Source organism: Pseudonocardia sp. 2-7 (assembly GCF_056341085.1).
The window spans coordinates 949,659-964,308 of the sequence record NZ_CP094507.1 but is presented as its reverse complement, the minus strand read 5'-3'; the positions used below and the strand labels follow the sequence as shown (position 1 = coordinate 964,308).

The 14,650-nt window shown below is 74.5% G+C and carries 17 protein-coding genes; 4 read left to right on the top strand and 13 right to left on the bottom strand.

Translation table 11 applies throughout. The annotated features are described in order from the left end of the window. Nucleotides 1–333 precede the first annotated feature (333 nt). The 4 genes from MTO91_RS04945 to MTO91_RS04930 all read right to left on the bottom strand — a co-directional run bounded on the left by MTO91_RS04945 (nt 334) and on the right by MTO91_RS04930 (nt 3,273). Complete coding sequence (locus MTO91_RS04945; RefSeq protein ID WP_476653906.1) at nt 334–1,263, bottom strand: AEC family transporter; 930 nt, start codon at nt 1,261–1,263, stop codon at nt 334–336. Between the two features lie 63 nt (nt 1,264–1,326). Next, nucleotides 1,327–1,998 carry a GntR family transcriptional regulator gene (locus MTO91_RS04940; protein ID WP_202416334.1) on the bottom strand — a complete coding sequence of 224 codons (672 nt, stop codon included), beginning with the start codon at nt 1,996–1,998 and terminating at the stop codon, nt 1,327–1,329. 9 nt (nt 1,999–2,007) lie between these two features. Further along, on the bottom strand, nt 2,008–2,736 hold the full coding sequence (locus MTO91_RS04935) for a maleate cis-trans isomerase family protein (RefSeq protein WP_476653905.1): 729 nt from the start codon (nt 2,734–2,736) through the stop codon (nt 2,008–2,010). Between the two features lie 39 nt (nt 2,737–2,775). Continuing rightward, complete coding sequence (locus MTO91_RS04930; protein WP_100879706.1) at nt 2,776–3,273, bottom strand: DUF3830 family protein; 498 nt, start codon at nt 3,271–3,273, stop codon at nt 2,776–2,778. 96 nt (nt 3,274–3,369) lie between these two features. Here MTO91_RS04930 and MTO91_RS04925 point away from each other — a divergent pair, with 96 nt between their 5' ends. Both MTO91_RS04925 and MTO91_RS04920 read left to right on the top strand, forming a co-directional pair. Further along, nucleotides 3,370–4,356, top strand: coding sequence for a D-2-hydroxyacid dehydrogenase (locus MTO91_RS04925; protein WP_476653904.1), 987 nt, complete (start codon nt 3,370–3,372; stop codon nt 4,354–4,356). Nucleotides 4,357–4,361: 5 nt separating this feature from the next. Next, nucleotides 4,362–5,765 (top strand): amidase, encoded by a 1,404-nt coding sequence (locus tag MTO91_RS04920; protein WP_476653903.1) that lies wholly within the window; start codon nt 4,362–4,364, stop codon nt 5,763–5,765. Between the two features lie 73 nt (nt 5,766–5,838). Here MTO91_RS04920 and tatB read toward each other — a convergent pair whose 3' ends face one another. The 4 genes from tatB to sigE all read right to left on the bottom strand — a co-directional run bounded on the left by tatB (nt 5,839) and on the right by sigE (nt 9,289). Beyond that, nucleotides 5,839–6,285 (bottom strand): Sec-independent protein translocase protein TatB, encoded by a 447-nt coding sequence (gene tatB, locus MTO91_RS04915; RefSeq protein ID WP_251785702.1) that lies wholly within the window; start codon nt 6,283–6,285, stop codon nt 5,839–5,841. 18 nt (nt 6,286–6,303) lie between these two features. Continuing rightward, nucleotides 6,304–7,881, bottom strand: coding sequence for a S1C family serine protease (locus MTO91_RS04910; protein ID WP_405419131.1), 1,578 nt, complete (start codon nt 7,879–7,881; stop codon nt 6,304–6,306). Nucleotides 7,882–8,000: 119 nt separating this feature from the next. Then, complete coding sequence (locus MTO91_RS04905; RefSeq protein WP_251785706.1) at nt 8,001–8,651, bottom strand: anti-sigma factor family protein; 651 nt, start codon at nt 8,649–8,651, stop codon at nt 8,001–8,003. Further along, entirely contained in the window at nt 8,648–9,289 is a 642-nt protein-coding gene (sigE, locus tag MTO91_RS04900) for an RNA polymerase sigma factor SigE (protein WP_062400471.1), read from the bottom strand. The genes MTO91_RS04905 and sigE overlap by 4 nt, the downstream gene beginning before the upstream one ends. A gap of 167 nt (nt 9,290–9,456) precedes the next feature. On the opposite strand from sigE, the gene MTO91_RS04895 reads away from it, so the two are divergent. Next, nucleotides 9,457–10,089 carry an O-methyltransferase gene (locus tag MTO91_RS04895; protein WP_062400469.1) on the top strand — a complete coding sequence of 211 codons (633 nt, stop codon included), beginning with the start codon at nt 9,457–9,459 and terminating at the stop codon, nt 10,087–10,089. Nucleotides 10,090–10,126: 37 nt separating this feature from the next. Here MTO91_RS04895 and glgC read toward each other — a convergent pair whose 3' ends face one another. Next, complete coding sequence (gene glgC / locus MTO91_RS04890; protein ID WP_208819300.1) at nt 10,127–11,362, bottom strand: glucose-1-phosphate adenylyltransferase; 1,236 nt, start codon at nt 11,360–11,362, stop codon at nt 10,127–10,129. 137 nt (nt 11,363–11,499) lie between these two features. Between glgC and glgA the strand changes: the two genes are divergently transcribed. Then, nucleotides 11,500–12,663, top strand: a complete 1,164-nt coding sequence (gene glgA, locus MTO91_RS04885) for a glycogen synthase (RefSeq protein ID WP_062400465.1) — start codon at nt 11,500–11,502, stop codon at nt 12,661–12,663. 80 nt (nt 12,664–12,743) lie between these two features. Here the strand turns inward: glgA and MTO91_RS04880 are convergent, their stop codons facing one another. From MTO91_RS04880 to MTO91_RS04865, 4 genes are all read right to left on the bottom strand, one after another. Further along, a complete protein-coding gene (locus tag MTO91_RS04880) occupies nt 12,744–12,911 on the bottom strand; it encodes a DUF3117 domain-containing protein (protein WP_010241564.1) in 168 nt (55 codons plus the stop codon). A gap of 171 nt (nt 12,912–13,082) precedes the next feature. Beyond that, nucleotides 13,083–13,709, bottom strand: coding sequence for a DNA-3-methyladenine glycosylase I (locus MTO91_RS04875; protein ID WP_405419140.1), 627 nt, complete (start codon nt 13,707–13,709; stop codon nt 13,083–13,085). Continuing rightward, entirely contained in the window at nt 13,706–14,293 is a 588-nt protein-coding gene (locus MTO91_RS04870; protein ID WP_374107440.1) for an SRPBCC family protein, read from the bottom strand. Before MTO91_RS04870 ends, MTO91_RS04875 begins: the two co-directional genes overlap by 4 nt. Continuing rightward, nucleotides 14,268–14,630 carry a DivIVA domain-containing protein gene (locus MTO91_RS04865; RefSeq protein WP_178374339.1) on the bottom strand — a complete coding sequence of 121 codons (363 nt, stop codon included), beginning with the start codon at nt 14,628–14,630 and terminating at the stop codon, nt 14,268–14,270. Before MTO91_RS04865 ends, MTO91_RS04870 begins: the two co-directional genes overlap by 26 nt. Nucleotides 14,631–14,650: the final 20 nt, after the last annotated feature.

Here is a 14,650-nt window from a genome sequence, read left to right as displayed (position 1 = left end):
CGGGCGGGTGGGTCCGGGCAAGGGTCGGTCGGGCCCGCCTTTGCTCTGCTCACCGATACGCAGCACGCGCCCGGAACGCCCCGGCGCTGCGCCCCCGGGCGGGCCCGCGCTGCCGGGCGGACAGCCCTCGGCGGCGTCGAGATGCAGCTCAACGGGAGTTGTCGATCTCCACCGCCCGCTGGGATGCATCTCGGCGCACGCTCGACGCGGGTGGCCGGCCCGTCGTGCGGCCGCCCGACGCCGGCGCGGGGCCGGTGCTGCGTATCGGTGAGCAGAGCAAAGGGACGGGCGAAGGACCCCCACGTCCCGGACGTGGCGACGAGGAAGCCCTGGTCAGGCCAGTAGTGCGGCGATCACCAGCAGTACCGGGACGGCGACGACGGTCGAGGCCAGCGCCACGTCGCGGGCCAGCGGGACGGCGCGGTCGTAGCGCACGGCGTAGCCGAACACGTTCTGCGCGGTGGGCAGGGCGGCCAGCACCACCGCGGCGAGCAGCGCCGGGCCCGTCAGGCCGAGCACACCCGCGGCGAAGGCCCACGCGATCAGCGGGTGCAGCACGTTCTTGATCAGGACGGCGGTCCACACCGAGCCCGCGGTCTCCCCCGTCCCGGGGCGGCGGGCGCCGTGCAGGGAGATCCCGAACGCGAGCAGCATGGCGGGCACCGCGAGGTCGGCGAGCAGCTCGACCGGGGCGGTCACCGGCTCGGGCAGCACGACGCCCGTCGCGGAGACGGTCAGCCCGGCGGCGGTGGCGATCGCGATCGGGTTGCGCAGCGGGGCGAGGGCGACCCGGACCCACCCGGGGCGTTCGCCGCGGCCGTCGCCGGGCAGGACGTCCATCAGGGTGGTGAACAGCGGGGTCAGGATCGCGAGCTGGAACAGCAGCACCGGGGCGACGGCGGCGGAGTCGCCGAGCACGTAGGCCGCGATCGGGATGCCGAGGTTGCCCGCGTTGACGTAGCCGGACGCCATCGCCCCGACGACGACCTCACCTGCCGGGCGGCGGCGCAGCAGCGCGACCGGCACGAACAGCAGGCAGGCCAGGGTGCTGGTGAGCGCGGTGACGACCAGCCCCGAGGACAGGACGGCGCCGACGTCCGAACGGCTGAGCGTGGTGAACAGCAGCGCGGGCGTCGCGACGAAGAAGGCGGTGCGGGCGAGGACCTTCGAACCCTGGTCACCGAGCAGGCCTCCGCGGCCGAGGACGTACCCGACGACCACGACGACGCCGATGACCAGGAAACCTTCGAGGACACCCACCACGTGCCGACATGTTACGTATGCGAACTAGTCCCCGGGGTGTCCGGCGGTTCGGTTCACAGGCGCTCAGGCCGCCCCGGGCATCGCGGCGAGGATGCGGGTGACGGCGTCGTCCATGTGGGCGGCCAACCGGTCGAGCAGCAGCTCGGTGCGACCGTCGCGCAGGGCGTCGCGCAGCCGTTCGTGCTCGGCGAGCAGCGCCCGGGCGGGCGGGGCCGTCTGCTGGAACGCGGCGAGGCACATGCGGGTCTCGACGAGCAGACCCTCGGTCATCCGGCGCAGCCGCGGGCTCCCCGACGCGGCGACGAGCGCGGCGTGGAAGTCGTGGTCGGCGTCGGCGAGGGCCACGGCGTCGCCCGCCTCGGCCGCGGCGGCCATCACGCCGAGCGGGATCTCCAGCGCGACGACGGCCGCCGCCCGGTCACCCTCCAGCACCTTGAGCGCCGCGGCCCGCTCGACGGCGGTGCGGGCCAGGTAGACGTCACGGACGTCGTCGGGACCGAGCTCGCGCACGAACAGGCCGCGGTGGCGTTCGCTGCGCAGCAGACCCTCGGCGACGAGGCGCTGCATCGCCTCGCGCAGCGGGCCGCGGCTCACCCCCAGCCGGTTCGCGAGATCCACCTCGCCGAGCTGGGTGCCCGGCGCGAACGTGCCGCGCATGATCGCCGCACGGATCCGGTCGGCGACGATCTCCGCGGTGGAGCGCCGGCTCACCGGCTCGAGCTCCGAGACGTCCAGCCCCACGACTCACCCTCTCCGGAACAGTGTCCCCAGGCCGGGACGGTCGACGTCGGCCCCGGCGAGACGCAGTCCCTGCCAGATGCTCACCTGGTTCGCGGTCAGCACCGGCCTGCCCACGCGTGCGTCCAGCGCGTCGAGCACGTCCACGGTGTGCAGCGCGGTGTCGGGCAGCAGCACCGCGTCGGCGCCGGGCGCGTCCGAGGCCACCGCGGCGGCGAACTCCAGCACGGTCTCCGGCGGCAACGTCCCGACCTCGGCGGCGGTGATGATGTCGCGGGCGGACAGCGTGTGCACGGAGATGTCGTGGTGGGTCAGTAAGTGCACGAAGGCGCCGGCGACGTCCGGCGGATAGGTCGCCCCGACCGCCACCGAGTGGACCCCGAGCCGCCGGCAGGCGTCGACGAAGGCGAAGGACGTGCTCGACGTCGGCACCCCCGACACCCGTTCCAGCGCCGCGACCTGCCGGGCGGCGCCCTCGGGGCCGAAGATGAACGACCCCGAGGTGCAGGCCCAGACCACCGCGTCCAGCGGGCCCGCCTCCGCGGCGACCCGGCGCGCGCCGTCGGCGAGGACCTCGTCGCCGCCGATGGCCAGCAGCGCGTCCTCGCGGTGGGCGTCCTCGGGCATCGCGGTGTGGACGAGGGCGAGCCGGCTGCCGTCGGTCAGCAGCTTCTCGGCGCGCGGGTAGTCGTCCTCGGCGGAGAAGCCCGGGTAGAGGAATCCGACCGTGCTCATGTTGTCGACAATCCTACAGAGACCGCGTCACCGCAAGGGTCACGACGCCCGCGAGTAGACGAGCCGTTCCCCCACGCTCCCCGCGCGCCACACGTCGTGACAGGCGGTCGCCATCTCCTCGAGCCCGTCGACGATGGTGGCGAACACGTTGCCCGGCACCCAGCCGACATCGCCGTTGAGCAGCAGGTTGTTGCGCCCGTAGAAGATCGCGAGGTCGATCCCGCCCTCGGCGGCGTCGATGCCCTGGTCGTCCTTGAACGCACTGTCGAGCATCCCGCCGTGGAAGTCGAAGTAACAGACGTCGCCCGGGATGGGCGTGACCGTCGGGTTCTCCTGCCCGATCCGCGGGCCGAACCGCGGGACGATCGTGTAGACCTCGTTGCGGGCGTACTTGGCGTGCTGCGCGTCGCCACCCTGCGGGCCGTCGGCCAGCGCCTCCCAGACCGCCGCGGCGGTGCGCGGGGCCTCGGCCTCCAGCAGTCTCGCGGTGCACGCGACGCCACGCTTCGCGAGTTCGATCCTGATCAGCTTCGTCATCCGATCCCCCTGTCCGATACGCGGATTGTTGACAATCGTAGGTGCGCTTCCTAGCGTGTCAACGCCGCCCGACCTCCCTACCGACAGGATCTACCGTTGCCGGTTTCCGCTGGTCAGGACCCCATCACCGTCGCCGTGCTGCACAGTGGGGAGACCCCGCCCGGCCTCGAGCGGCACGCCGGTGACGCACGTCTCCGCTTCGCCGCCGACGCCGGCGAGCTCGCCGCCGTACTGCCCGGCAGCGACGTGCTGCTCACCTGGGACTTCACCTCCGACGCCGTCAAGGACGTCTGGGAGGCCACCGACACCTCCGCGCTGCGCTGGGTGCACACCGCCAGCGCCGGCGTCGACCGGGTCGCCTTCCCCGCGCTGCTCGCCTCGGGCGCGACGCTCACCAACTCGCGCGGGGTCTTCGACCGCCCGATCGCCGAGTTCGTGCTCGGCGCGGTGATCGCGTTCGCCAAGGACACCGCCCGCTCGCTCGCGCTGCAGCGGGAGCGGACCTGGCGCCACCGCGAGACCGAGACCGTCGCCGGGAAGGTCGCGACGGTCGTCGGGAGCGGGCCGATCGGACGCGCCGTCGCCGACCTGCTGGGCGCGGTCGGGATGCGGGTGCGACTGGTCGGCCGGCGCGCCGCGGACGGCGTACACGCCTTCGACGAGCTGCCCGGCCTGCTGCCCGACACCGACCACCTGGTGCTCGCCGCCCCGCTGACCGATGCCACCCGCGGGATGCTGCACGCCGGGACGATCGCCCTGCTGCCCGAGCGGGCGCGGGTCGTCAACGTCGGCCGGGGCGCGCTCGTCGTGCAGGACGACCTGACCGACGCGCTCGCGACCGGGCGGCTCGCCGGCGCCGCCCTGGACGTGTTCGAGGTCGAGCCGCTGCCCGCGACCTCGCCGCTGTGGGCGATGGAGCACGTGCTCCTCTCCCCGCACATGTCCGGTGACGTCGTCGGCTGGAAGGACATGCTCGTCGAGCTGTTCGCCGACAACCTCGCGCGCTTCCGGGACGGCCGGGAGCTGCGCAACGTGGTGGACCCCGAACGTGGGTACGTGAGCTCATCCGCAGGAAAGGTGTGACTGCCGTGACGACCGCAGACCTCAGCGCCACCGAGCTGCTGGCGGGCTACCGCAGCGGCGAGATCTCGCCGGTGCAGGCCACCCGCGACGCGCTGGACCGGATCGAGACCCACGACGGCGCGGTGAACGCGTTCTGCCTGGTCGACGCCGACTCGGCGCTGTCGCAGGCGAAGGACTCCGAGGCGCGCTGGCAGGCCGGGGAGCCGGTCGGGCCGCTCGACGGCGTCCCCACCTCGATCAAGGACATGCTCCTGACCATCGGCTGGCCCACCCGCCGCGGCTCGACGACGACGTCGCCGGACGGGCCGTTCGAGGTCGACGGCCCGCCGGTGGCCAGGGTCCGCGCCGCGGGTGCGGTGCTGATCGGGAAGAACACCACGCCCGAGCTGGCGTGGAAGGGCGTGACCGACTCACCGCTGACCGGCGTCACCACCAACCCGTGGGACCCGACGAGGACGGCCGGCGGCTCGTCCGGGGGCTCGGCGTCGGCCGTCGGGCTGGGGATGGGCCCGCTGTCGCTGGGCACCGACGCCGGCGGCTCGGTCCGCATCCCGGCCGCGTTCACCGGCACCGTCGCGCACAAGCCGACCTACGGCCGGATCGCCCACTACCCCGGTTCGGCGTTCGGGACGCTCGCCCACGTCGGCCCGATGACCCGCACCGTCGACGACGCCGCGCTGCTGCACGACGTCGTCGCCCAGCCCGACACCCGCGACCCGTGGGTGTTCGACGTGCCCCGCGAGTCCGCCGTCGAGCGGCTCGCCGGGGGCGCGCAGGGCCTGCGGATCGCGTTCTCCCCCACCCTCGGGTTCGTCGACGTCGACCCGGAGGTGGCGGCGCTGGTCGCCGAGGCGGTCGCGGTGTTCGCCCGTGAGCTCGGCGCGACCGTCGAGAACGCCGACCCCGGTTTCGCCGACCCGATCGAGCCGTTCCACACGCTCTGGTTCGCCGCGGCCGCGAAGTCCCTGGAGCCGATCGGCGCCGAGGCCAGGAAGGCCATGGACCCGGCGCTGGTGGAGATCGCCGAGCAGGGCGCCGGGGTCTCGGCGCTGGACTACCTGGGCGCGATGGCCGTGCGCAACGAGCTGGGGACGCTGATGGGCGCCTTCCACTCCGAGTACGACCTGCTGCTCACCCCGACGCTGCCGATCACCGCGTTCGAGGGCGGCCGGGAGGTCCCCGAGGGCTGGCACGACCCACGCTGGACGTCGTGGACACCGTTCACCTACCCGTTCAACATGACCCAGCAGCCCGCGACGTCGGTGCCGTGCGGCTTCACCTCCGCCGGGCTGCCGGTGGGGCTGCAGGTCGTCGGGCCGCGGCACGCCGACGCCACGGTGCTGGCCGCCGCGCACGCCTATCAGCAGGCGACGACGCACCACCTGCGCAGGCCCCCGCTGCTGGGCTGACCCCGTCCCGTACGACGCCGGCGCCGCACCCCGGGATCGGGTGCGGCGCCGGGGGCCGTCGGAGCGGGTGGGCTCAGGTGGCGTCCCAGTCGACCGGGGGCTTCTCGCCCGAGGCGAGCGGGGGCTGCGGCTCCCGGACGGGCGGCGGGGTGCTCGCCGCGGCCGCGCCCCCGGCCGCCGCCGCGCCACCGGCCGCCGCGGCGGTCCCGGCGCCGGGGGCGAAGCCGTTCGGCTTGACCGGGCCGGCGAACCCGTCGTCGGAGAACAGGCTGCGGGTGATCGCGGTGCGCGGGTTGAGCGAGCGCAGGCTGCGCAGGTCGTTGAGGGGCTGCTGGATCTGGTCGAACTCCGGGCCCAGCTCCTTCTTCAAGTGGTTCTGGGCGCCGCTCGCGAACTCCTTGACCTGGCGGACCGCGCGACCGACCCAGGCCGCGGCCTCGGGCAGCCGTTCCGGGCCCAGGATGAAGAGCCCCGCCACGACCAGGACGAGGATCTCCGGCATGCCGATGTTCTCGAACACAGCGCCAGCGTACGGGTACTAGCGCTGCCCGAGCGTGACGGTCACGGTGAGCGGTCGTCCCTGGCGGACGAGACCGACCGGGACCTGCTCGCCGGGGGCGTGTTCGCGGACGGCGACGACGAGCTCGTCGGCACTGGCGATGGGGCGTCCGGCGACGTCGACGACGACGTCGCCGTCGGCGATCCCGGCCGCGGCCGCCGGTCCCCCGGCGACGACGTTCTGCACCTGGGCGCCGTCGGTGGCGCCGTCGGTGACCGAGCGGGCGTTGACACCGAGGTCGGCGTGCGCCACGCGGCCGGTGCGGATGAGCTCCTCGGCGATGGCGCGGGCGTCGTCGATCGGGATGGCGAAGCCCAGGCCGATCGAGCCGCCCTGCGCCCCGGACTCGGCGCCGCCCGCGCTACGGATCGCGGTGTTGATGCCGACGACGGCGCCGGTCGCGTCCACCAGCGGGCCGCCGGAGTTGCCGGGGTTGATCGCGGCGTCGGTCTGCACGGCGTCGATCACCGCGTCGCCCGCACTGCCCTCGGGGTCGAGCCGCACCGGGCGGTCGACGGCCGACACGATCCCCGTCGTCACCGTGCCCGCCAGGCCGAACGGCGACCCGATCGCGATCACCGCGTCGCCGACGGCGAGCTCGCCGGAGCGGCCGATCGCGGCGACCGTCGGGTTCGCGACGGGCACCTTGACCACCGCGAGGTCGGTCATCGGGTCCGCGCCGACCACGGTGGCCGGGACGCGGGAGCCGTCGGAGAACAGGGCCTCGATGGTGCCCTGGCCCGGTCCGGTCGCCGGCGCGACGACGTGGTCGTTGGTGAGCACGTAGCCCGCGGGGTCGATCACGACGCCGGAGCCGTTGCCCGCCTGGTTGCCGACGGTCACCTCCAGCGAGACGACCGCGGGCAGCACCCGCGAGGCGACCTCCGACACCGAGCCGGGCGGCCGTTCCCGGGCGGGCTCGGTCGCGCTCAGCACGGCTCCGGGGCTGGTCAGTGCGCTCGCCGCGGTGGCCGTCCAGTGCCCGATCAGGCCGCCCGCCGCACCGACGACGAGGGCGAGTACGCCGAGCAGCGCCAGCGCGCGCGGCTGCACCCGCTTGCCGAACAGGACCTCGCGGACGCTCAGCCGGGGGCCGTCGGGCCGGGGCCCCTCACCGGGGCCGTCGCCGTCGCCGGGCGGTGGGGCGGCGACGACCGGCGTGCCCGGGTCGCGCCACGGGTCGCCGGTCGAGCCGCCGGGCCAGAACGGGTCCTGCTCGGCGCTCTGCTCACCACCGCGCAGCGCGTCGCCCGACGCACCGGGCGGACGCTGCAGACCACCGGCGGGGTCGCCGTCGGGTGTGCGGTCCGGGCGGCCGAACGCGCGGGCGACCGCGGCGGTCGGTGGGGGCACCGTCGGCAGCGATTCGTTCGACCCGAGGTGCGACGACGGCGGCGCGAACGAGCTGCCGACGCCGTCCGGGCGGCCGAAGGCGGCCTGCTCACCGGGGTCGGTCGCGGGACGGTCCAGCGGGCGGGGTCGCAGCCGCGGCGGAGCGGAGCCGTGGGCCTCCGGGTCGGCTGCGCCGTCCGGGCGGGTGCCGCGGTCGTCGCTCACCGGGTCACCCCGGAGCCCGGGGAGACTGCTCCCGACGATCGATCAGCCGGCACGGCCTCCACCCAGTACACCCGCACAGCCTGCCCGGCGGGCGGTGAAGTCGGTGTATCGGTGACGCGTCAGGGCGTCGGGGAGATGTCGGCGTCACCGGTCGGCGTGGCCGAGGTCGTCGGCGACAGCGGCGCACCGGTCGAGCCCACCGTGGTGGCGGCCGGGACGGCCGTCCGCCGCGACGAGGCGGGCACCGGGGTGGCCGCGAACCGGGCGACGGCCGCGGCACCCGGGCCGGGGACGACCGGCCCGGCCGGGGTGGCGGTCGTGGCGGCGGGCAGACCGAACGCGAGCGCGCCGAGCGCCAGCCCGGACACGGCGGCGCCGGTGCCCAGACGCACCCGACGCGACCGGCCCGCGCGACGGCCGTGGTCGCCCTCGACCGGCGCCGGGCGGAGCACCGACACGAGCTGACCGTCCGGGGTGAGCGACAGGCCCGCCGGCGGCGGGGGCAGCTCGGTGTCCTGCGGGATCGCGCGCAGCGTCGACATCAGCGACGGCGGCAGCGTGGGGGCGTCGGCACCGCGCAGCGCGGTACGGGCCCGCCGCTGCTCGGCGACCTCCACCGCGCAGTCGGGGCAACGCTCGAGGTGGCGGGTGGCGCGGTCGTGCGGACCGGCGGCCAGCTCGTCGTCCACGAAGGCGACGACCGCCTCGAGCGTCAGGTGGGTCGTCCCCCAGTCCGGGGGGACGACCTGGAAACGCCGTCGCTCGGTCACGGGACCAACTCTGCCACCGGACCGCGGTCGGATGCCACCGCCTGCTCCTCCGCCGCGGCCGCGCGGTGCCGCTCCAGCGACGCCCGCAGCGCGGTCCGGCCCCGGTGGATGCGGCTGCGGACGGTGCCGAGCTTCACCCCGAGGGTGGCGCCGATCTCCTCGTAGGACAGGCCCTCGACGTCGCACAGGACGACGGCGACCCGGAAGTCCGGGGGCAGCTCGTCCAGCGCGGCCTGCAGGTGCGGGTCGAGGTGGTTGATCGCGAACACGGTCTCGGGCTCGGGGCCACCGCCCGGGAGACGGTCGGTGTCCTCGGGCAGGCCCTCCATCCGCAGCCGGGCGCGGCGGCGGACCATGTCGAGGAACAGGTTCGTGGTGATGCGGTGCAGCCAGCCCTCGAAGGTGCCCGGCTTGTAGGACGCCAGGGACCGGAACACCCGGATGAAGGTCTCCTGGGTGAGGTCCTCCGCGTCGTGCTGGTTGCCGGACAGGCGGTAGGCGAGTCGGTAGACGCGGTCGGCGTGCTCCCGGACGACCTCGTCCCAGGTGGGCGGGGTCCAGTCGGCACCCTCACCGGGGCGGGTACCGGCGGCGGCGTCCCGGAACGGGGCGTCGTCGGTTGCGCGAGGGGCGGACATCGGGGCGGGGCACCTCCGTGGAGTCGCGACCGTGTCGTGGTGTCGATCGGCCGCGCGGCTTCGTTCGTTGCACCACAGACTGCCCGCCACCCATGAGGAGGATGTGAAACCCGTCTGAGAGAAGTCTGTGAAACCGACGACGGATCATGCGGCGATAATCTTGCGCCATGAGCACACCCGCGGGGGCGGCCGCGTACGCCGAGGGCTACCTCGCCGAGGACGACGCGTGCGGCGAGGCCCGCGCACTGGGCACGGCGGCGGGCGCGCACCCCATCTCCGCGGCGGGCGGGGCGGCGCTGTCGGTGCTCGCCGCGACGGTCTCCGCGCGGGCCGTCGTCGAGATCGGGACCGGAGCCGGGGTGAGCGGGCTGTACCTGCTGCGCGGCATGGCCGGCGACGGGACGCTGACCACCATCGACGTCGACCCGGAGCTGCAGCGCTCGGCCCGGCGCACCTTCCTCGCCGCCGGGTACGGGCCAGGGCGCGCGCGGCTGATCAACGGGATGGCGCTGGAGGTGCTGCCGCGGCTGACCGACGGCGGCTACGACCTCGTCGTCGCCGACGCCGTCCCCGCCGAGTACCCCGGCTACCTGGCCGAGGCGATCCGGCTGCTGCGGCCGGGCGGGGTGCTGGTGCTGGAGGGTGTGCTCGACGGCGGCCGGGTCGCCGAGCCCGGTGCCGCGCACGGCCCGGGTACGGCCGCACTGCGCGAGACCGCCGCGCTGGTCCGCGACGACGAGCGCCTGCTGTCGGCGCTGCTCCCGGTCGCGGACGGGATGCTCTGCGCCGTCCGCAGGTGAGCGGAGCGAACGCGGCACCGGCACCGGCAGGTGAGCGCTACTGTGCCGTGACGCCCTTGCCCAGGACGACGACGCCGCCGTTGGAGACGGTGTAGCGGCTGCGGTCGAGGTTCAGGTCGACGCCGATCAGGGCGCCGTCGGGGACCACGACGTTCTTGTCGAGGATCGCCCGGCGCACGACCGCGCCCCGGCCGATCCGGGCGCCCGGCAGCACGACCGAGTCCGAGACCTCCGCGCCGCCCGACACCGACACGTTCGGGCTGATGACCGACCGGCGCACGATCGCCCCGGAGATGATCGTGCCCGCGCCGACGATCGAGTCCTGCGCGATGCCGCCCTCGACGAACTTCGCCGGCGGCAGCGCGGGCACCGCGGTGCGGATGGGCCAGCGCTGGTTGTAGAGGTTGAAGATCGGGTGCACCGAGACGAGGTCGGTGTGCGCGTCGTAGTAGGCGTCGATGGTCCCGACGTCGCGCCAGTAGCCGGCGTCGCGCTCGGTGGCGCCGGGGACGACGTTGTCGGCGAAGTCGTAGACGTGCGCGTCACCCTTGGCGACGAGCGCCGGGATGATGTCCCCGCCCATGTCGTGGTCGGAGTCGGCGTTCGCCGCGTCGGCCTTCAGCGCGTCGAGCAGTGCCTCGGTGGTGAACACGTAGTTGCCCATCGAGGCGAAGGTCACCTCGGGATCGTCCGGCACGTGCGGCGGGTCGGACGGCTTCTCGAGGAACTCGGTGATGCGGCCGGTCTCGTCGGAGGCGATGCAGCCGAACGCCTTGGCCTCGGCCCGCGGCACCCGGATCCCCGCGACGGTGACGCCCGCGCCGGACTCGGCGTGCTGGGCGATCATCTGCGCCGGGTCCATCCGGTAGACGTGGTCGGCGCCGAACACGGCGATGTACTCGGGCTGGTCGTCGTAGACCAGGTTGAGGCTCTGGAAGATCGCGTCCGCCGAGCCGGTGTACCAGCGCCTGCCGAGCCGCTGCTGGGCCGGGACGGTGGTGATGTACTGGTCGAGCACCGACGACAGCCGCCACGTCGTCGAGATGTGCCGGTCCAGCGAGTGCGACTTGTACTGGGTCAGCACGCACAGCCGGTCCATCCCGCAGTTCACGAGGTTGGACAGCACGAAGTCGATGAGCCGGTAGTTGCCACCGAACGGGACGGCGGGCTTGGCACGGTCCGCGGTGAGCGGCCAGAGCCGCTTCCCCTCGCCACCGGCCAGCACGATGCCGAGAACCCTTCCGGGAAGACGTCCGGACGCGGTCGGTCGCATGGCGTGAACACTAGTGGGCGCCCGGTGGCGGGGCCATACGTCCGGGCCCGCCGGGCAGGGTCGGACCGGATCGGACGCAGCGATCGCCCGGCGGACTCCTCGCGCCGCGTCCGCCCGCCCCGGTAGCGTCCCGGCCCGTGCGCGTCGGCCTTCTCACCCGTGAATACCCGCCCGCCGTCTACGGCGGCGCCGGAGTCCACGTGGGACATCTCGTCCCCGCCCTGCGGGAGCTCGTCGACGTCGACGTGCACTGCTTCGCCGAACCGGGCAGCGACGCCCCGGCCGACGCGCGCGCGCACTCCGCGCCGCCGCTGCCGGACGGGGCGAACGCGGCGCTGACCACGCTCGGGGTGGACCTGTCGATGGCCGCCGAGCTGGAGCGCTGCGACGTGCTGCACTCCCACACCTGGTACGCCAACATGGCGGGCCACATCGGCGGCCTGCTGCACGGGCGCCCGCACGTGGTCACGGCCCACTCGCTGGAGCCGCTGCGGCCGTGGAAGGCCGAGCAGCTCGGCGGCGGGTACCGGCTGTCGTCGTGGGTGGAGCGGACCGCCTACGAGGCGGCGGACGCCGTCATCGCGGTCTCCCACGGCATGCGCCGCGACGTGCTGAACGCCTACCCCGCGATCGACCCGGACCTGGTGCACGTGGTGCACAACGGCATCGACACGCAGTTCTACGCGCCCGACCCGGCCCGCGACGCGCTGCTGGCGCACGGCGTCGACCCGGACCGGCCGCTCGTGGTGTTCGTCGGCCGGATCACCCGGCAGAAGGGCCTCGGGCACCTGGTCGCGGCGGCACACCGGTTCGACCCGTCGGCGCAGGTCGTGCTGTGCGCGGGTGCCCCGGACACGAAGGAGATCGCGGCCGAGACCGAGCGGGCGGTGGCGGAGCTGTCCGCCTCGCGCGACGGCGTCGTGTGGATCCAGCGGATGCTCGCCACCGCCGAGGTCCGCCAGCTGCTGTCGGCGGCGACGGTGTTCGTGTGCCCCTCGGTCTACGAGCCGCTGGGCATCGTGAACCTGGAGGCGATGGCCTGCGGTACGGCCGTGGTCGCCTCCGACGTCGGCGGGATCCCGGAGGTCGTCGACGACGGCGTGACCGGCCTCCTCGCGCACTACGACCCGGCCGACACCGCCGCGTTCGAGGCGGCACTGGCCGAGGCGGTCAACGCGCTGGTCGCGGACCCGCGACGGGCCGCGACGATGGGTGAGCGGGGCCGGGAGCGTGCGGTCGCCGAGTTCGCCTGGGCCGAGATGGCCCGGCGGACGCTGGAGGTCTACGAGTCGGTGTCCTGAGGCCCGTCACCGGGCCCCGGGTACGACGACGGCGGGACCGGTTCCCCGGTCCCGCCGCGTCGTGTCCGTTCCGTCGGCCGTCAGCCGACGGTCGACTTCAGCGCCTCACTGAGGTCGGTGGCCTCGTCCGGGGTCATCTCGACGACGAGACGCCCGCCACCCTCGAGCGGGACGCGCATCACGATGCCCCGGCCCTCCTTGGTGACTTCCATGGGCCCGTCGCCGGTGCGGGGCTTCATCGCGGCCATTCGTCCGTCCTCCGTCAACATCCACAACTGTCGTTCCCCGGTGCGCGCTCGGGGCACGCGCCGACCGTGGGACCACATTGTCCCCCATCACCGGCGCCGAGGTGCAACCGAGGCGATCACGGCTCGGCAGCGATACCCGCGGCGTTCACGCAGCGCAACGGCCCGGCGACGCTACGGCGATCCCGGTGCGGTCCCCCGCGGGCCCTCCGGGGCGGCCCCGGCACGCCAGCAGTACGCGACGTGGTCGTCGACCAGACCGGTCGCCTGCATGAGTGCGTAGCAGGTGGTGGGACCGACGAACCGGAAGCCGCGCTTCTTGAGCGCCTTCGACAGCGCCGTCGACGCGGGTGTGGAGCCGGGGACGTCGGACAGCCGTGCCGGGCGCGGGTGGTCGGCCGGGTCGGGTGCGTAGGAGGCGAGGAACGCGCCGAGGTCGTCGCCGGCGTCGAGGAGGTCGAGCACGGCGCGGGCGTTGGAGATCGTGCCCTCGATCTTCATCCGGTTGCGCACGATCCGGGCGTCGCCGAGGAGGCGGGCCACGTCGTCGTCGCCGAAGCGGGCGACCGTGTCCGGGTCGAAGCCGGCGAAGACCTCGCGGAACGCCGGGCGCTTGCGCAGTACGACGATCCAGGACAGCCCGGACTGGAACGCCTCCAGGCTCATGCGCTCGAACCAGGCCGCGGTGCCGTGGACGGGGCGGCCCCACTCGTCGTCGTGGTAGGCGACGTAGTCCGGTGCCGAGAGCGCCCAGTCGCAGCGGGGGCGGTCGTCGTGGGCCGAGGGGCCGGGCGATGTCACCGGCCGGCCCGGTAGCGGTCCTCGGTCCGCTCGGCCATCCCGCGCAGCGAGTGCGCGACCCCGGCCCGGAACGCGGGGCGCACCAGCGGCCAGCCGAACCGGCCGAGCGCGCCGAGCGGCAGGTCGAGCAGCTCGGTCCACAGGAACCGCGACCGCGCCGGGCCCAGCTCCACGACGACGAACACGCCGTCGCCGCGGATCACGGTGCCGGTGTGGGTGACGACGATCCGCCGCTCCCCCGTCGCACCGGCGGGCGGCTCGGTCCACTCGGTGACCCGCATTGTGTCGGCGACGCCGAGCGGCCCGACCCCGGTGACCGCGCGCAGCTCGGTGCCGACCGAGCGGCCGTCGCCCGCGGTGATCTCGACGGTCGTGCCGAGCATCCAGTCCGACTGGCCCTCGAGGTCGGAGACGACCTCCCACAGGACGTCGGCGGGCACGTTGACGTCGACCGGGACCGTCAGCTCCACCCGGCCGCCACCGGCCGGCCGCACGCCCGGGGTGCGGTCGCCGACCCCGCCGTCGCGGCCGTCCCCGCTCCTGCCTGCGGTACCGCCGTCACCACTGCCGTCGTTGCTCGTCACCCGGGTCCTCCTCGGCGCGCATCCGCGCGATCGTCGCCTCCAACCGGGCCACCCGGTCGGCCAGCTCGTGCCGGTCGGTCCGGACCCGGTCCAGCTCGCCGGCCAGCCGGTCGAGTGCCCAGTCCACCTCAGCCATCCGGTATCCGCGCAGCACCTGCTGGAAACGCAGGTCACGGACGTCGGTTCCGGAGACCTCGCGGGCGGGCAGCCGGGTGGGTGTCGCGTCCGGGGCGAGCGGGGCGAGCTCCTCCCCGCGGCCGAAGACCGCGGCCGCCAACACGAACACCAGCGCGGCGACGCCGGCCAGGACGATCACGTACGCGAGGGCGGTCCCCATGCCGCCATCTCATCACGCCG